The organism is Mesobacillus jeotgali (assembly GCF_031759225.1).
Lineage (GTDB): Bacteria > Bacillota > Bacilli > Bacillales > Cytobacillaceae > Mesobacillus > Mesobacillus jeotgali_B.
In genome coordinates this window covers 1,208,540-1,225,040 of sequence record NZ_CP134494.1, presented here as the reverse complement: position 1 = coordinate 1,225,040, position 16,501 = coordinate 1,208,540, and the positions used below count along the sequence as shown (strand labels likewise).

17 protein-coding genes are annotated in these 16,501 nt (G+C 44.7%); 5 read left to right on the top strand and 12 right to left on the bottom strand.

The genetic code is table 11. The features are described 5' to 3' along the window. Positions 1-3 precede the first annotated feature (3 nt). The 3 genes from RH061_RS06090 to RH061_RS06080 all read right to left on the bottom strand — a co-directional run bounded on the left by RH061_RS06090 (position 4) and on the right by RH061_RS06080 (position 2,911). Positions 4-711, bottom strand: a complete 708-nt coding sequence (locus RH061_RS06090) for an ABC transporter ATP-binding protein (protein ID WP_311074655.1) — start codon at positions 709-711, stop codon at positions 4-6. Further along, positions 689-1,462 (bottom strand): ABC transporter ATP-binding protein, encoded by a 774-nt coding sequence (locus RH061_RS06085; protein WP_311074653.1) that lies wholly within the window; start codon positions 1,460-1,462, stop codon positions 689-691. The genes RH061_RS06090 and RH061_RS06085 overlap by 23 nt, the downstream gene beginning before the upstream one ends. A 240-nt stretch (positions 1,463-1,702) precedes the next feature. Beyond that, complete coding sequence (locus RH061_RS06080) at positions 1,703-2,911, bottom strand: substrate-binding domain-containing protein (protein WP_396654886.1); 1,209 nt, start codon at positions 2,909-2,911, stop codon at positions 1,703-1,705. A gap of 233 nt (positions 2,912-3,144) precedes the next feature. Here RH061_RS06080 and RH061_RS06075 point away from each other — a divergent pair, with 233 nt between their 5' ends. From RH061_RS06075 to RH061_RS06065, 3 genes are all read left to right on the top strand, one after another. Continuing rightward, positions 3,145-3,285 (top strand): hypothetical protein, encoded by a 141-nt coding sequence (locus RH061_RS06075; RefSeq protein ID WP_311074649.1) that lies wholly within the window; start codon positions 3,145-3,147, stop codon positions 3,283-3,285. After that, positions 3,245-3,403 carry a DUF3949 domain-containing protein gene (locus tag RH061_RS06070; protein ID WP_311074648.1) on the top strand — a complete coding sequence of 53 codons (159 nt, stop codon included), beginning with the start codon at positions 3,245-3,247 and terminating at the stop codon, positions 3,401-3,403. Before RH061_RS06075 ends, RH061_RS06070 begins: the two co-directional genes overlap by 41 nt. Positions 3,404-3,502: 99 nt before the next feature. Then, a complete protein-coding gene (locus RH061_RS06065) occupies positions 3,503-3,820 on the top strand; it encodes a hypothetical protein (protein WP_311074646.1) in 318 nt (105 codons plus the stop codon). Between the two features lie 28 nt (positions 3,821-3,848). On the opposite strand, the gene RH061_RS06060 is transcribed toward RH061_RS06065, so the two are convergent. The 6 genes from RH061_RS06060 to RH061_RS06035 all read right to left on the bottom strand — a co-directional run bounded on the left by RH061_RS06060 (position 3,849) and on the right by RH061_RS06035 (position 12,102). Then, on the bottom strand, positions 3,849-4,250 hold the full coding sequence (locus tag RH061_RS06060) for a VOC family protein (protein ID WP_311074645.1): 402 nt from the start codon (positions 4,248-4,250) through the stop codon (positions 3,849-3,851). Positions 4,251-4,268: 18 nt separating this feature from the next. Then, positions 4,269-7,511: an AfsR/SARP family transcriptional regulator gene (locus RH061_RS06055; protein ID WP_311074644.1), complete on the bottom strand. Its 3,243-nt coding sequence runs from the start codon at positions 7,509-7,511 to the stop codon at positions 4,269-4,271. Positions 7,512-7,614: 103 nt separating this feature from the next. Continuing rightward, positions 7,615-8,169: a signal peptidase I gene (gene lepB, locus RH061_RS06050; protein WP_311074643.1), complete on the bottom strand. Its 555-nt coding sequence runs from the start codon at positions 8,167-8,169 to the stop codon at positions 7,615-7,617. Between the two features lie 27 nt (positions 8,170-8,196). Continuing rightward, positions 8,197-8,814, bottom strand: coding sequence for a TVP38/TMEM64 family protein (locus tag RH061_RS06045; protein WP_311074642.1), 618 nt, complete (start codon positions 8,812-8,814; stop codon positions 8,197-8,199). A gap of 131 nt (positions 8,815-8,945) precedes the next feature. Next, positions 8,946-9,884, bottom strand: a complete 939-nt coding sequence (locus tag RH061_RS06040; RefSeq protein ID WP_311074640.1) for an LCP family protein — start codon at positions 9,882-9,884, stop codon at positions 8,946-8,948. Between the two features lie 235 nt (positions 9,885-10,119). Continuing rightward, positions 10,120-12,102, bottom strand: coding sequence for a S9 family peptidase (locus tag RH061_RS06035; RefSeq protein WP_311074639.1), 1,983 nt, complete (start codon positions 12,100-12,102; stop codon positions 10,120-10,122). Positions 12,103-12,348: 246 nt separating this feature from the next. Here RH061_RS06035 and RH061_RS06030 point away from each other — a divergent pair, with 246 nt between their 5' ends. Further along, a complete protein-coding gene (locus RH061_RS06030; RefSeq protein WP_311074637.1) occupies positions 12,349-12,738 on the top strand; it encodes a YhjD family protein in 390 nt (129 codons plus the stop codon). A 12-nt stretch (positions 12,739-12,750) separates the two neighbouring features. Here RH061_RS06030 and RH061_RS06025 read toward each other — a convergent pair whose 3' ends face one another. Further along, entirely contained in the window at positions 12,751-13,323 is a 573-nt protein-coding gene (locus tag RH061_RS06025) for a competence protein ComK (protein WP_311074636.1), read from the bottom strand. Between the two features lie 190 nt (positions 13,324-13,513). On the opposite strand from RH061_RS06025, the gene RH061_RS06020 reads away from it, so the two are divergent. Further along, positions 13,514-13,750 carry an IDEAL domain-containing protein gene (locus RH061_RS06020; protein WP_167832109.1) on the top strand — a complete coding sequence of 79 codons (237 nt, stop codon included), beginning with the start codon at positions 13,514-13,516 and terminating at the stop codon, positions 13,748-13,750. Positions 13,751-13,860: 110 nt separating this feature from the next. Here RH061_RS06020 and RH061_RS06015 read toward each other — a convergent pair whose 3' ends face one another. Together RH061_RS06015 and RH061_RS06010 are read right to left on the bottom strand one after the other, a co-directional pair. Beyond that, entirely contained in the window at positions 13,861-15,147 is a 1,287-nt protein-coding gene (locus RH061_RS06015; RefSeq protein WP_311074634.1) for a M48 family metallopeptidase, read from the bottom strand. A gap of 346 nt (positions 15,148-15,493) precedes the next feature. Further along, positions 15,494-16,495: an aliphatic sulfonate ABC transporter substrate-binding protein gene (locus RH061_RS06010; protein WP_311074633.1), complete on the bottom strand. Its 1,002-nt coding sequence runs from the start codon at positions 16,493-16,495 to the stop codon at positions 15,494-15,496. Positions 16,496-16,501: the final 6 nt, after the last annotated feature.

The following is a 16,501-nucleotide window of genomic DNA, read 5'->3' as shown; positions in this document are numbered from 1 at the left end:
TTCCTAGGCAATGCCGAGATATTTCCGTCTCATTTCTTCGTCCTCACGAAGGAGGTTCATCGAGCCATTCGAAACCGTCCTGCCATCATCGATAATGTAAAAGCTGTCGCCAATACTGCTGGCCATCATGAAGTTTTGTTCCACAAGGATGATCGTTGTCTTATCCTTCATTTGCTGGATCGACTCCATCACCTTCTCCACTATGATTGGCGCGAGGCCTTTGCTGGGTTCATCGATCAAAAGCAGTTCATTGTCATTGACATAGGCTCTTGCGATAGAAAGCATCTGCTTCTGGCCGCCGCTCAAAAGCCCGCCCGGTTTTTTCCAGAACTTTTTCAAGTCAGGAAAAAGCTCAAGAATCCATTCCAGCCGCTGACGGGTTTCATCATTTTCATTTTTGATTGCTACCTTGATATTTTCCTCAACGCTCAGCCCGGCAAAAATCCCCTGGTCCTCTGGCACATAACCAATTCCTTTATTGGCAATCGTATAGGTTGGGTGGCTCTTGATTTCTTCACCTTTAAAAATAACCGAGCCTTTTGCAGCCGGATTCAATCCCATGATTGTTCTCAGTGTAGTTGTTTTGCCGGCACCATTCCGCCCCAGCAGTACGGTAACCTCCCCCTTTGGCACTTCAAAAGAGATGCCTTGAAGGATGTGATACTGACCTATGAATGTCTCCACCTGGTCAAGCTTCAGCAGCGTGCTCACTATGCAAACCTCCCAAATATGCAGATTGGACCGTTTCATTTTTCATGATTTCCTCCGGTGTCCCATCGGCAAGCAGAGCACCATTGAATAAAACCATGATCGAATCCGAAAGATCCATGATCATATCCATTTTGTGTTCGATCAAAATGATCGTCCGGTCACCGCGCTCCTTGATTTTCCTGATTACTTCCAGGATTGCCGGAACCTCTTCAAGTGACATGCCTGCAGTCGGTTCATCAAGCAGCAGCACTTCGGTGTTCAAAGCCAGCAGCATCGCTATTTCCAGCTTCCTTTTTTCACCGTGGGCAAGGTTCCTCGCAAGCGCATCCTTCTTGCCATCGAGCAAGACCAGTTTCAGCCACTCTTCTGCCTGCTCCTCAAACTTTTTAAAAGAACGGAAATGCCTGAGCATCTGATAGCGGACTCCTTCATGTGACTGGACCGCCAGACGGACATTTTCCATTACCGTCAAATTGGGGAAGACATTGGTGATCTGAAAGGACCGTCCGATTCCGGCCCTCGTCCTTTTGGTCGGAGAAAGGTTTGTGATGTCATTGCCTTTATACACGACCTGTCCCTTCGTCGGCACGAGCTGCCCGCTTAACAGGTTGAAAAAAGTCGTTTTTCCGGCACCGTTGGGACCGATGATTGATTTGAAATGATTATGCGGGACTGAAATGCTGACAGAATCAACAGCGGTATGGCCGCCAAATGTAATGCTGAGGTCTTTCGTCTCGATAATTGCCGTCATCTACTTCACCACCCTTGATTGAATTACGCCTTCAGTAAAAGCATAATGAACTTCGGCTGAGTTACCGAAGTTCATTATGATATTTGGAGCGGAAGCGCCTTGGTCAGCCCCGACAAGCGCTGGAGGGCCTGACGGTGAAGTCGTTCTTTGACTTCATTGACAGGACCGAAGCGACTCGAGGGGCTAGGCGCTGGAGCTGGACAGTTCTCGAAGTGATTTTATACTATCTTATTATTCTTGTTAATTCCTTATCGGCGGAGCTGTTTCTTCTGGAGAGAGCTCGCGGATCAGGACAGGAACTGGATAGTTGACTCCTTCCTTTTTCTCGAGCTTGATTGCGTATAATGCCTGAAGTGCCTGATGATCCTCTTCACGGAAGGTCATTTTTCCTTTTGGTGAATCAAAGCTCATCCCTTCCATTGTCTCGATCAATTTCTTGGAATCCGTGTCACCCTCGGTTTTCTTCAAAGCTTCGACAATCGCCATCGCTGCAGTCATGCCTCCTGGTGTGAATAAGTCTGGAAGCTCACCGTTGAAGCGCTTTTTATGTTCATCAACAAGCCATTTATTAATATCATTTTGCGGAAGGTCATGATAATAGACTGTGAAGCCTTCCATGCCGACAAGTGGCTCCATTGTTGCAAGTGCTGCGATATCAGGAGCGCCTGTGGAGATTTTGATTCCTTTTTCCTGTACTTTCATATCTGAAATCTGGTTCCATGGAGAATTCGCCCCAGCCCAGACGACAAATAAGTAATCCGGCTTTTGGTCGATGATTTTCTGGATGTTCGAAGTGAAGTCTGTTGCAGCTGGATCTGCATATTCTTCGTGGATGATTTCAGCGCCAAGTTTTTCTGCTGCTTCTTTGAAGGCTGCGACGCCATCGCGGCCAAAAGAATAATCCGGTGCAAGAGTTGCGATTTTCACGCCATCCTTCGCAATTGCAGCGGCACCCGCAACAGCATCCTGAGAAGAGTTACGTGCCGTGCGGAAAATATATTCATTGAATTCAGAGCCTGTGATGCTGTCCGCAACAGCCGGCTCGACGATCATGATTTTTTCATATTCCTCAGCGAGCGGCAGAACTGCCAGCGTGTCGCCTGAGCTTGAAGATCCGACCAGGAAGTCTACTTCATCCTCTTCAAGAAGTTTCGTCGCTTTCTGGACCGCTACCTCAGGTTTGGTTTCTGTATCTTCAACAACGAATTCAATTTTACGGCCCGCGACTTCATTTGTTCCATTCGTTGCGTATTCAAGGCCAAGCTCGAAACCGCGAAGTGTCTGCTTCCCATAAGCTTCAAGTCCGCCCGTTTGGGAAGCCAGCACACCAATTTTGATCGGTTCTGTGTTCTTCGGTTCATCGTTCCCTTCTTTCCCTTCAGTGCCTCCTGACTTTTCTGTCCCCGATCCACTGCAGGCACTAGTAAACAACAAGACCAAAATGAGCATAAAAGATAAAACAAAATTCCGCTGACCAGCTTTCATTGCCTTTCCCCCTTTAAAAATGGTATTCCAAAGCCTACAAGCTTTGACATCATCTTAAAGAATGCCAGTTACAAATGAGTTACATCATGGGGGATATGATTAGCCAGCAATTGTTGAAATTCTAAAAACTGTAAAAAGTGAAACCAAAAAGAGGCGCATTCCGTATAGAGAGATACATAAAAAGGGGGACAACTTCGATGGATTCTGTATTTTTGTTTATCATGATCCTTTTCACACTTCCATGGATCATTACGACCATCATCATGACACCGATCCAGTACAGATATATCAAAAAAAATGGAACAACTAAAGAAACAGAAGCAGCTTTCACAAAGTGAAATGTACGAGGAAATGCCTGTGCAGGAAGAAATCCTTCACATGAACCTTCAATCGAATATTTTGTTCATACCGGCAAACATCATTGCAGGATTGATCTATAAGTACCGGGATCGGTAAAATGGACTTTCATTATAAAACTTCCTAATAAAATAGTATCCCCTCCCATTTTTATGGCAATAACGTTACTAAACTGCCTAAAACATGGAGGGGATTTCTATGATGGGAATCTATCTGATCAATGAAAAGATTCATATAAATGGACATATCCAGGATGAAAGTGTTGATATTCAGCAAAAACTGCTGCTTGATCTAATGAAGGCAGAGAGAATTCAGCCTGTAAAATTAAATCCATACCAGCTGAACGAGCATTATACGATCCCACATGCCCTGCTCTATGATTTAAAACTCCATAAAAAGCAGATTGATTGCCTGCTGATGTATTCAAAAGAGTCTATCGAGGATTTCGCTGTAACCTATCCCGCAAGATGGCTGATCCTGAAGAGTTATTTTGACACCATTGTAACCGTGGCCTAACGCAGTAATAGGATGCAGCAGTTCCAAGTCAAAAGCCGTCTGTCCCGCCAAAAGCAATGCAGTAGCCATCAAGGTCTTTGACGGCAAACTCCTTCCAAGGACCATTATTTTCATCAACCCATGGATCGATGGCAATTTGCGCACCCTTTTCCTTGAATTCTTGGTATAGCTCATCAAGCGAATTCCAGTCTTCTACATAGCAATACAGGTCGAACCCTTGCTTTTCCCCTGCTGCCGGCGGGTTAGGCCTCACTTCTTTCGGATCGCTCGCTTCCAGCAGTTTTAGTGCCAGTCCTGAAAACCCATCCCGGATGGCCCACCAGTCGGTCACCTCACAGCCTAATACATCACTGTAAAACTTCCGCGATTTTGCAAGATCCGATACTAATAAAACCTTCAATGAACTGTGAATCTGTCTTTTTGTCCCCATGCCGTTCCTCCTGTATGTCTATTGATTTTGCCCTTCAATAATCATCTCATACATATGCTTGGTTGGTTCCAGCGGAGTGACTCCCAGTTCTTCCTCAAGCACTTCACTGCATTTTTTATACCAGCGGATGGCTTGCGGACGATTGTTCTTACGATAATAGCAAAACATCAGCAATCGATAAGCTTCCTCCCATGTTCTGTCCCTGTGGAGGATTTTTTGGCACCAATGAATGGCAGAGTCATAGTTTTCACGCCTTACATTCAGCTGCGCCAGCTTTTCAGCACCACGCAGAAAATATACAAGCAGCCGCTCCCGTTCATTGAGGCACCAATCCTCATACCTTCTTTCAGGAAGATAATCCCCGTTATATAGATTCAAGGCGCGCTCTAGTTCCTCCATCGATTTTTCAGTATTCTTCTCTTCGAGGCCGGCTTCTGCCCATTCTTCGAATATTCGCGAGTCCAGTTGAATTGCTGCCTGGGGGTTTATTCCGTATCCCGTTCCTTCCCTGATAATGAAAAATGGGGTGGATCTCGCTTTGCGCGCAGGCTCCAGAACATTATTCAAGGCATTCAGCGCAACTTTAAAATCTCTGTCTGCATTCTTTCCCTCATGTGTTGGCCAAAGAATCTGGAAAATATCCTCCTTCATCAGGAACTGGTTCCTCTTTGTCAAGAATAGCTGAAAAAGCTCTTTCGCCTTTCCTCTCTGCCAATCCCTGTCCTCCACTTCCCTGTCTCCAAGCCAGAGCCGGAATTGGCCAAGCGCTTGGACCCTTAATGTATAGCCAGGATGGGCACTCAGGCGGGGGATCTTCAAATCCTCCAACAGCTTCTCGGCATATCCAGGCGCTATGGACTGCTTTACCGCTTCAATGAGCATAGGTGAGAACACTTGCAAATCCCGCGGCCCAAATGTTGTCCGTTTTTTCAGGAAAAATTCATATCCGCCTGTCTTCATCAATTTTAAAAAGCTTGAAAATGCTGATTTGAATTCCTCATCTTCATTCAATGAAAAATAATAATAGGACTTCCAGAACGAAAGCAGCATCCTGCCATATTCATCACCACACTGGTTGATCAGCCCCTCTGCTTTATGAAGGTTCTCACTCGCCTCCTTGTGCCTGTCATTGTAAATTGATGCAATCGCCAGGCAAAGCGTTATGAGAGCCGAAAGCCAGACATCCTTCACCTGTTCTGTTTCAAGCAGCGCCTTTCTCCCAGCCTCAGCAGCCCTCTCATATTCACGCCTTGAGCCATAAAGAATGCATAGGCCCATCAGCGGTTCAGCCTTCCCGCGTTCGATGCTCAGGCGTCCCATGATATCAAGTGCCGTTTCATAGCATTTTTCAGCAAGAGCCAGATCATATTCTTCAATCAGCTGGACTGCATGGCCCATCCTGATCCAACCGCAAGCTTCCACAAATGGAGCCTGGATATCAATCCCATACTGGATCCCTGATTGAGATAATGCCTTTGCTTGCATGCCATTGCCTGTAAAAGCTTCAATCAATGCCAGCAGCAGATCGGTCTCCCTGTGCGATTGCGGCAAATGCAGTTTATCATCCAGATGGCCTGGCGCCTTGGCATCCATTAAAATCTTTCTCATTTCTTGGAATCGGCCGGTCCTTAAATATAGCCGGGCTTCCAGGTTTCCATCCTCTATATGGACCCCCATCAACCTTGCCCGTTCAATCCACCTTTCAGCCTTCAATGCCTGTCCGGAATTGATCAAGTTTTCAGCAAGAAGGCGATAAAGCCTTCCCGTTTCCTCCGCGGCAGCATCAAACATCGCCGCTTCCCGAAGCTCGATTGCCTGCGCTAAAATGCGTTCAGCTTTAAGCGGCTGGATTGTATCCAGATAAATTTTTGCTTTGCCTTCAAGTGCCTTGCTTTTCCATTCTGCATTCCCCATCCTGTCAGCTGTCTGTATGGCCTGCTCATAGCATGCTTCCGCTTGCTTGTACAATGAGCGATATCGGTAAACCTCTCCCTCAAGAAATAAGAGGGAACAATAGCGCCTTTTATCCTCCTTGGGGATTTTTGCAAGGCGCTCCTGCAGATTCTCGAGCTTGCCCATTTCGAGAAGCTCCATCCCCTGTTCGTCCATAATCGCTGCAGCAGCGCTGTATTGGCCAATTTTCTCATAACAATATAATGCCTCTTCCCACTGCCCCTTCTTTTCAAAATAATGAGCACTGTTCATCATCAATACTCTGTATTGACCAGGCTGGCTGGTGATCAGCCTGGTCTCGAGGAATTCGCGAAAAAGGGCATGATACCTGAACTGGCTGTCGCCTATCTGCTGTATGAACAGATTTTTCGCAGTCAACTGCTCCAGCATCTGGATGGAACTCTTCATACCGAGGATGTGATCGCATATATCCGTACTTATTTCCTCAAAGATACTTGTCTGTTCAAGGAATTGCTGAATCATTGGAGGCTGTTTTGAAAACACTTCATAAACCAGGTATTGAAACAGATCCTCAAGCGACTTTGCCGGTTCTGCCAGGAGATCATCCAGACTCTGCAGGTGAGGAAGCTGCTGGGCGATCATTCCTATTGCAATGACCCACCCTTCTGTAATTTGATACAACTGGTCTATTTGTTCGTCACTGATAGCTAGCTGATAATAATCAGAAAGAAGCAGTTCAATTTCTTCTTTGCCAAAAATCAAATCTGTCTTCGATATCTCATTCAATTCATTTTTAGCCCTTAACTTAGCCAGCACTTTCCAACCGGGCTTTGTCCTGGTTGAAATGACAAGATGGAGATGGCCTGGCATATGCTCCAGCAGTTTTTCCATCCAGACATTGATATGGTAGGAATGTTCGATTGCGTGGAAATCATCGAGAATGACAACAATTTGTTCAGGGATCTGAAGTATCTCATTGATGAAAAGAGAAGAGAGCATGCTAAGTTCTTCTTCCCTTATGTAACGGTTCATTTTTTTCATATAGGGTATTAACTCTTGGCCAAAATCCGGGAACAAGGTTTGAATCGAGGCTGTCAAATAGGACAGAAACGGAAGAATATCGTCATCAGAAGAAGTGATGGTATACCAGCAGCATGACTGTTTCTGATCGTTGACATGCAAGGCCAGAGCCGTACTCTTGCCATAACCGGCTCCTGCCTGAATGATGGTCAGCGGCTTTTCGGAAACCGCTTTCATTTTTCTCGATAGTTTTGCCCGCCTTATCCATTGCTCCTGTAAGCCAGGAACAATTAATTTTGTTTTGATCAATGGCAATGTTCCCTGCATGTAATCTCCGCCCTGTTTTTTAGAATGGTGCTTTAAGTCTAACATGAACGAAATAAAAAAAGACTCGAAAAATGACGAGTCTTTCACTTCTCTATATGTATGTTCAGAACGATACATCCATTTCCTCGAGCGGCCAGTATCTAAGATTGACCTTGCCAACGACCTGATTTTCTGAAATGAAACCAAACTGCCTGCTGTCCCAGCTTCCAAGGCGGTTATCGCCTAGGACAAACAATTTTCCTTCTGGCACTCTTTCAATCCCGGTCAAATCCTGGAGTGTAAAATCGCCAGTCAAGTAGCCCACGGGGGATTGCTCGCGATACTGCTTCAAAAATGGTTCCTCCACCTTTTTGCCATTGATGAATAACATATCCTCCCGGTATTCAACTTTATCCCCCGGCAGGCCGATGACCCTCTTTACAAAGTCTTCTTCCTCATTCGCATGGAAGACAATCACGTCAAACCTTTCAAGATCTTCGGTCTCGTATCCCAGCTTATTGACAACGACTTTATTCCCGTCTTCCAGTGTAGGAAGCATAGATTCCCCTTCAACCACATAATTGGAAAAAAAGAAAATCCTGATAAAGATAAAAATGATCATTCCGAGAGCAAAAGCCTTGATCCATTCGAGGCCTTCCCTTTTCACGACTTCTCTCATCGACTTCCTTCACCACCTGTTATCCTGCTATCTGTCATTATCGTCTTTTCCAACACTCATATTCATTTTTACTTCAATTCTTTTGCCGATATACCACAGAATGGCAATTACTGCGAGAACGATTGCAGTTCGCGCCGGATTGGTGATCAATGAACGAATATCATATCCTACGAAACTGATGGTGAAAATCATGACCATTTTCCCTGTTATCACTGCAAGCATATATTGAGCCATGCTGATTTTTGAAAGACCGGCAACAATATTGACGAGGGCAGATGGAGTAAAAGGAAAGCAAAGCATCAGGAATATCGGGCCAAACCCGTGGCGCTCTATCCAATTCATTCCCTTCTGGACTTTGGGGTGGCGCTGCAAAAACCTGAGGATCCGTCCCTGGCCATACCTGCGAAAGATCAAGAAAACGAGCAGGGCACCGAGAACTGCTCCAATCCAGGAAAAAAGAAACCCAAGCCACAGCCCAAACGCATTCGCATTCGCCATGACAAATAAGAACAATGGCAGGAACGGCAAAAATGCCTCAAGCATGGGCAGAAGGATTCCGGGAATCGGCCCAAATGAACGGTATTGGCTGAGCAAATCCATAATGTTTTCGATTGTAAACCATTCTTTCATCAATTCAACATCCATTGAAATCTCCTTGTCCAAACAACTCGGAAATCAGAACACTGAGTCAAAGTTCTGATCCCCTTATCCTTTTTACCTCTTAGAGATAATTGTACACCTCTATTTTTATTTTGGGGAGTTTTTAGCCAAGCCAGCTACTGAGTTAAAAATTGTTCCAGCGCGTTCCTATTCTCTTCCTTGTTTATCACGAGGACAGCACCTGCACCGCTCACCCTCTGATTTTCGAATGAACCTTCAACGGGTATCCTCATTGTTTCGATATTCCGATTATCCTTGGAGAGCAGCCCTTTTCCCATAAATAAGATATCGCCTGTATCCATATTGGTATTGACAAACGGAGTAAGAACTCCCACCAACTTAGGGAGCTTCGGCAAAGTCTGGATACTGGCGAATTGCTTGCCGACTTCCTTTATGACATTTTGCTGGCGTTCAACACGGCCAAAATCACCGACTGCATCCTGGCGGAATCGGACATACCCAAGAAGATGCTTCCCATCCAGTCGCTGAACGCCTGGTTCGAGTGTGACACCTATCCCCTCGGACATTCTCTTTTCAACGTCGACTTCAACACCTTCCGGGAATGCTTCATCAATCAGGCGGACGAACCCCTCAAAATCGACGATTGAATAATATTGAAGGCTGACATCAAAGTTTTCCTTAATTGTCTGCCGTAATAGCTCCGGGCCCCCAAGCGCAAACGCAGCATTGATTTTATTTTTTCCGTGTCCCGGGATCTCCACATACGTATCCCTCATGATTGAAGTCAACTTATAAGACTCCGTATCTGGATTATAGCTGGCAATCATGATTGTATCAGCCCTTGAATTTTCCTCTCCTCTCGCGTCACTGCCAATCAGCAGGATATTCGTGAGGCCATTGCGGTCACTCTCGCCATTAAAATGGTATTCCTGCTTGTTTTCCTCACCCGCCCTTTCCGAATCATTTACGCCAGAACGGAATTGCATGTAGGAATACAGCGCAACGGCTCCGACCAACAGGAACAGCAGCAGAAAAATGCTGGACCATCTTATTCTTTTTCTTTTCTTTTTATGCTGATGCCGTTCAGATCTCATATGAAAGTTCCTTCCGCTTTAAAGATATTGAACTGACTTTTATTAAGTCCTTTTTGTTAAGTTGTTGCTTTTGCAATGTTTTAATTCATGACAGGTTAGTTGTTACCAACATTGATTCATAAGCAACACTTTATTACTATTTTCCTTCTTTACCTATAACCTTAAACTTATCTGGAGAATTTTTCAAAAATAAACCCGCGGCATATCACATGCCGCGGGCAGTCATTCGTTTATTTTACAGATGGCTATTGAACCAATCAACTATGGACGCCAGCCTGCTGAGTCGCAGATTAGGCTTTCCGCTTCTTGAGAGCTCATGGTTCGATTCAGGGAATCGGATGAACTTCGTTTCCTTCCCCTGTCTCTTCAAGGCAATGAAAAGCTGCTCTGCCTGTTCAATCGGGCAGCGATAGTCCTTTTCGCTGTGAAGGATCAATAATGGTGTATTGATTTTATCCACATAGGCGATAGGTGAATGCTTCCACAATGTTTCCAAGTCGCTGAGGTCAGCCTGAATCTGCCACTCTGTAAAATAGTAGCCGATGTCACTGACACCATAGAAGCTGATCCAGTTTGAAATTGAACGTTGCGTGACGGCTGCCTTGAATCTGTCCGTATGACCGACAATCCAGTTTGTCATGAATCCGCCATAGCTCCCGCCGGTCACTCCCAATCGTTCCTTGTCAATGAAATCGTAATTTTCCTGAGCATAATCGACAGCGTCCATCACATCCTGATAGTCCCCGCCGCCATAATCGCCACGAACGGCATTGACGAATTGCTGTCCATACCCATGGCTGCCTCGCGGATTGATATAAAGGACACCGTAGCCTTCAGCAGCCAAGACCTGGAATTCATTGAAATACGAGTTTGCATACATAGCGTGTGGTCCCCCGTGAATTTCAAGAATCAGTGGATATTTCTTTCCTTCTTCATATCCAGCAGGCTTCATGATCCAGCCATGAAGCGGGGTACCATCACTTGCTTCGAAAGAAATTTGCTCAGGCTTCGATAAAGTGACTGACTCCAATACCTTTTCATTCACAGAGGTCAGCTGCTTCATCTCACCAGTGGTGACTTCAAGCTGGAACAATTCTCCCGGCAGCACTGGATTGCTGATGGCCGCAATGATTCTCTGGTTTTTGCCGTCAAGAGTGTACCCATAAATATGCTGCTGGTCAAGAAGTGCCGGATACACTTCGCCATCAAGGTTTCCAAAGTATAAAACCGTGTTGCCCTGGTCACTTGCAAGAAAATAAAAGCTCCTGCCATCTTCGCCCCAGATCAATCCAGGACTATTAGCGCCCTGCTGGAAGTCTGCGGCAACAGCGTCTCCAACAAGAATATCCATGTTCTCCGTGACACATTGGATGCTGCCAGTCTGGAGGTCCTGTACCCAAAGCTGAGTTAGTGTTGCATTCTCAAACTCTCTCTCATGTCCCGTATAGCCAAGGTATTTTCCGTCAGGTGAAAATACAGCATTCCCGAAGTAGCCTGTACCATTCGTCAGCTTCGTTTTATTTCCTGTCTCAATGTCCATCAGCCACAAATCACTTTTAAATGAGAAATCGCGTTCAGATGTCTCATCAGCCGATAATACAAGGCTTTTGCCATCAGGAGACCAGCATTGCAGATGATAGTCTACTTCGCCTTTTGCCACTGATTCTGCCTTGCCGTCTGCAAGGTTCACAATGACAGTCTGTTTATACTTTCCATCCCAGAAGCCAGCTGCGTCTGATTTATACTTCATTTCCTCAGCTACGAAAGGTTCCAGCTTTTTGTCGTCCTTCTTTTCTTCTGCTTTTTCAAGCAAATCCTCGTCACTCTTCAAGGATACGGAACAGGCGATCCGAGATCCATCCGGAGACCAGACTGGACCATTGGCACCATTTCTGAAATCGGTTGCCTGCTTCGCCTCCCCGCCTGCAGCATCGAGAACAAAAATCTGGTTCTTGCCGCTGCGGTTTGAAACGAAAGCCAGTTTCGATCCATCCGGTGACCATCTCGGAGAATGGTTGCGGTATTCACCATATGTCCATTGCTTCGGCTCTCCGCCTCCTTCAATGTCAATTATGTATAAATTAGATGCATAATCATTCTTGCTCTCCAGCATCTCTGTCTGAACAAACACACACTTCTTTCCATCAGGAGAAAACTGAGGGTCAGTAACGGACTTTAATTCAAATAAATCCTCTGCTTTAATAAATCTTTTTTCCATCACGGGAGCCATCCTTCCAAAGTTAAATTATTCACTTTATATTTCGATAACAGAAATAAATCTCCTGCTTTTATCGATATCTTTTTCCGAAAAAAACCGACTACACACCATTACTGCAATTTTCCTTTTGTTTTGGAGAAGATGATAGGTAGGAGTAATTTTTTTATCCTCTTGAAATCCTCTTCAAAATCCGGTACGATAATTACGAACAAATGTTCTTATTTTAAATTGAAGGGACAGAGCAAAATGACAAGGATTCCTGAAAAAGACCGCGATATTATGGAGCAGGCCATCTATTTGCCGATGGTACTGGTCGTGCTCAATCGGGATCTTTCTGTCGTCGAAAATAGTCCATTTAAATTAAAAAAGCCCTATTTGGAACTAATCGAAGAAACAATGAAAGCAGTCCAGAAAGAACTCTCCATCGTGAAAAGCTACCTCAAAAAGAATAACCTTAAGGTTGAAGAAGTAAGACGGGATGACGCCTTCACCATGTTCCTCTTCATCTACAAAGGCTACGAAGAACAGCATAACTATTTCAATCCCCGAATACGCAACAAAGTCCAGGAACTGATGGTCCATTATCTTTTCAAACGGTTCAAAACAGTGGCAGCAGAACAAAAAGAATCCGGCTGAAAACCGGATTCCTCAGTCTTTATATGCCTCACTGACGAGATTGCCATACCCCTGTGAGTCACTGTACTTCGGACCATGGAGCAGATATAACGCTTTACGTTCTGTTTCTTTCATTCGCTGCAAGAATTTGGTGCGAAGCAGGGATGTCCTCAGCACCTGGTTTTCAAATGAATGATGGGATACCGGAAGTATCAGGGTTTTCTTATTCCTGAAGGTAACCTGTGTACTGTGGGCATCCACCTTCTTATGGAATAATACATGCTCGTGTGAAACCCAGATGCAATCCTGTTTTGTGGGTGAGCTTGTTGGCATGAAATAAATGGAGCTTATAGGGTCGATGATGATGGGGGTTTTATGGGTGATCCCGGTAAGCTGTTTCGTTCCCTCTTTCCTGCCTTCATAGCTGCTTCCAAAATATTTACAGCTTTTCTTAACGACATCTATTGGTCTGAATGGGGATAAATACTCCTCCTCCAGCTCGATCACCCTGGAGTAAATCCTGCTGCCGTATTCTTCAGGAATAATTATCATGGTAAAAGGATTTATTTCGTACTCTTCTACTAAGTTCTTTGTACTTCCTGTCATTCCTTCACCTCCTAGTATACCTCATACCCTATTTTACCATAAGTGTTTTAATTTTCTTTAATTACATAAAAAGTTCTATTTTTAGCCACATTTAATGTCTGAATATAAATTTTCTAAAAATTATAAAAATTTAGTTGATTATCTTTTCGATAATCCATATAATATAAAAAAGGTCTAAGAGGTGAGGTAAATGAAAGAAAAATCGTATTCTGAAACCATGAAGGCCAGCGTGATGAAACGCATTAAAGCCAAGGAATCTTTTGTTCTGGACCTGTATGTTGACATGCTAATTTCCGAAATTCAGCTGAATACCAAGAAAGAAAAATTGATGACGAAAATTGATAAAGCAATCGATGAACGAGACAAAATCCTGTTTTTAACCTTGACGGAAGAATTGAAGGATCTCAACAAACAATTTGGCACTTGATGAGTGATATCCCCTATATAGGGGATATTTTATTATTCCGAAATAAGGCTGATCGCTTTGTTGAATTCAAAAAAGCCCTCATGTTCGAGGGCTTTTTGTTTTAGCTTTGCTCAATATTCGTCTTCCTGTTCATTTCTCTTCTTCACTTCATAATCCTCAAGTCGGGAAATCCGTTCCAGCATGGTTGGATGTCCGTAGCGGAAAACCTTTACCAGCCATGGGGGATTGACCTGGCTCAGTCCCGCCTTCGTTAGTTCCTGGAAGGCAGTTATCGCTGCATCAGTATTGTCCGTCATTTCGATCGCATACCGGTCAGCCCTTGTTTCCTGGTAGCGGGAGACAAGATTGGAAACCGGGCTTGAGGCAAACATGATCATTGAGAGGAACATCAAGAACAGCGGGAACGACCTCAAGTCGCCAGGATGCTCCAGCTTGAATTCCCTACCCCATCGCTTGATTGCCCAGTTCATCAATCTTGAGACAAGGTACAGACCGAACAAAGAAAGAACCAGGTAGCCGGCGATCCCGATATATAAATGTTTCTCCACATAATGAGCCATTTCATGGGCCATTATGAACAAAATTTGATCATCGTTCAATCTGTTCAATGTCGTATCCCAAAGAACGATTCTTGAATTGGAACCAATTCCCGTAACATATGCATTCAGGACATTGGTTTTTTCAGCCATATCCACTTCAAATACATGATCAGCGGGAATATTGGCCTCACCCGCAATTTCCAGGATTTTAGACTCCAGCTCTTTATTTTTCAGCGGGGAAAAATCATTGTACAGCGGATCAATCACTACCGGCTGCAGGAACATGATGAACAATGTGAACGGAACGGACAGCATCCATGCAAACAGCCACCAGAACTGCTTAAACTTGTTCATCAGCCAGTAAAGGACGATGACAATCACGAACATCATCGCATAATTGATCCAGAAATCAATCAACTCATCCTTCATCCAGGAAGCAAATGTTTGCGTCGATATATTATAGGTCTTAGACAGCGTATAACTGATGTAACTTAGCGGGAAGGTCGCGATATAAGCAAAGAATGTGAGCCAAATCAAATAAATCGCTGTCTGGCCATACTTATTCTTCGCCGTTTCTTCTCCCCATTTCTTGAAAGCTTTTGAAAGCCCCAAGAGCAAGATCAAAAAGTAAAACAGCCACTCAAAAGGTGTCGACAGGAAAAATAATAAATTCCTAACTTTTGAGTATTCCTCACTCAACATTAATTCCCTTCCATTCAAGAATGTTGCAGGGTCAGCTCTCGAACCTTCGAACTCAAATGGAAGGCTGCTATCTGCAAAGTAAAATAAGTACCAGTAAACCGCAAAACCATAAAGCACATAGGCGATAACACCGTAAAAACCCATCTTTCTCGCCATAGCTTCTCCCCCTTTACGTACAACCATGTCTATAACTATTTTAATCCTTTGTCCCAAAAATAGAACAAGTTATTGCTGGCAGGAGGAAATGCTCATCCAACAATTACCCAATTCTCCGACTCCTCCGCTTTTCGGGCACATGTTCTTCCAACTTGTTACCGAATTCACCGACTCCCCCGCTTTTCGGGCACATGTTCACCCAACTTGTTACCGAATTCTCCATAGCAGCAATTCAGTTGTAGTAATTCCTAAGTTCTACATTTCTTCGTCTAGTCAGACATTTGCTTTTAACAGCAAAAAGGTACCAGGAAAAAATCCCGATACCTTTTTCTTTATGCTAGCTTCTTTAATTCTTCAGGAAGCTATCGTCAATCAATGTTTTGAAGTCTGGTTTGTCTTTCAAGAACTTTAAAGTGTAGGATGAATCCGAGAAGTCCTGGATTGCCTGTGCATCTACTTCATGTGTGAAGCCGATGCGCTCCCATGCCAGCTCGACTACATCCTTTTCCAGTTCTTGCCCTGTTGTTTCTTTAATGTCGTTGATCGTGATTGCTTGTGCTTCTGCTGGATTTTCGTTGATGAATTTCACAGCATCTTTATGAGCATCAATTATTTTTTGGACAGTTTCAGGCTGTTCCTCGATCATCTTACCGGAAGTGACCATTACGGATGCAGGGAGTGTTTCGCCAAATGATACTTCATTCCAGCCGATGACGACTTCTGCTCCTGTTTCTTTTTCAATGACGGCTGCCCATGGTTCTGGTGCTACAGCGATGTCCACCTTGCCTGCCTTCAGCATTGCCGCGTACTGTGCCGGCTGGCCGGTAAGATGCTTCATCGTCCCGCCGATACGCTGTGATGTAATACCTTCCGCCTCCAGGTACGTTTCATACTGGACATCGTGTGTGCAACCTACGCCCGGTGTGATGAACGTCTTGCCTGCGAAGTCTTCAACTGAATCAATCTTGACTCCCTTCCTTGCGAGAACCACCGTGCCCCCAGTGGATGCACCCGCAATGATCTTAACATCAGCGCCTGTTGAGTAGTTATTCATAGCCGGGCCCGGCCCGACAAGACCTGCATCGATTTCCCCTGTTTTCAAGGCAGTCATGAATGAGCCGCCTTCAGCGAATGTCTTATACTCGATTGTTGTACCATCTCCAAGCTGCTGTTCAAAATAGCCCTTATCTTTTGCCACCATGGCAGGTACGTGATTGATGTTCGGGAAATAACCGATGACGATTTTCTCCTTTTCACCAGATGCTGTGGATGATCCTCCTGCACCGCAGCCTGCAAGCAGCACCGCGAATGCCATTAGAACTGCAAGAAATATCGAAGCTTTTTTCATGTGATT

Coding starts and splice junctions, on each gene's coding strand:
- RH061_RS06085 (WP_311074653.1), bottom strand. CDS start 1,462: ATGACGGCAATTATCGAGACGAAAGACCTCAGCATTACATTTGGCGGC.
- RH061_RS06080 (WP_396654886.1), bottom strand. CDS start 2,911: ATGCTCATTTTGGTCTTGTTGTTTACTAGTGCCTGCAGTGGATCGGGG.
- RH061_RS06075 (WP_311074649.1), top strand. CDS start 3,145: ATGGATTCTGTATTTTTGTTTATCATGATCCTTTTCACACTTCCATGG.
- RH061_RS06070 (WP_311074648.1), top strand. CDS start 3,245: ATGGAACAACTAAAGAAACAGAAGCAGCTTTCACAAAGTGAAATGTAC.
- RH061_RS06065 (WP_311074646.1), top strand. CDS start 3,503: ATGATGGGAATCTATCTGATCAATGAAAAGATTCATATAAATGGACAT.
- RH061_RS06060 (WP_311074645.1), bottom strand. CDS start 4,250: ATGGGGACAAAAAGACAGATTCACAGTTCATTGAAGGTTTTATTAGTA.
- RH061_RS06055 (WP_311074644.1), bottom strand. CDS start 7,511: ATGCAGGGAACATTGCCATTGATCAAAACAAAATTAATTGTTCCTGGC.
- lepB (WP_311074643.1), bottom strand. CDS start 8,169: ATGAGAGAAGTCGTGAAAAGGGAAGGCCTCGAATGGATCAAGGCTTTT.
- RH061_RS06045 (WP_311074642.1), bottom strand. CDS start 8,814: ATGGATGTTGAATTGATGAAAGAATGGTTTACAATCGAAAACATTATG.
- RH061_RS06040 (WP_311074640.1), bottom strand. CDS start 9,884: ATGAGATCTGAACGGCATCAGCATAAAAAGAAAAGAAAAAGAATAAGA.
- RH061_RS06035 (WP_311074639.1), bottom strand. CDS start 12,102: ATGGAAAAAAGATTTATTAAAGCAGAGGATTTATTTGAATTAAAGTCC.
- RH061_RS06030 (WP_311074637.1), top strand. CDS start 12,349: ATGACAAGGATTCCTGAAAAAGACCGCGATATTATGGAGCAGGCCATC.
- RH061_RS06025 (WP_311074636.1), bottom strand. CDS start 13,323: ATGACAGGAAGTACAAAGAACTTAGTAGAAGAGTACGAAATAAATCCT.
- RH061_RS06020 (WP_167832109.1), top strand. CDS start 13,514: ATGAAAGAAAAATCGTATTCTGAAACCATGAAGGCCAGCGTGATGAAA.
- RH061_RS06015 (WP_311074634.1), bottom strand. CDS start 15,147: ATGGCGAGAAAGATGGGTTTTTACGGTGTTATCGCCTATGTGCTTTAT.
- RH061_RS06010 (WP_311074633.1), bottom strand. CDS start 16,495: ATGAAAAAAGCTTCGATATTTCTTGCAGTTCTAATGGCATTCGCGGTG.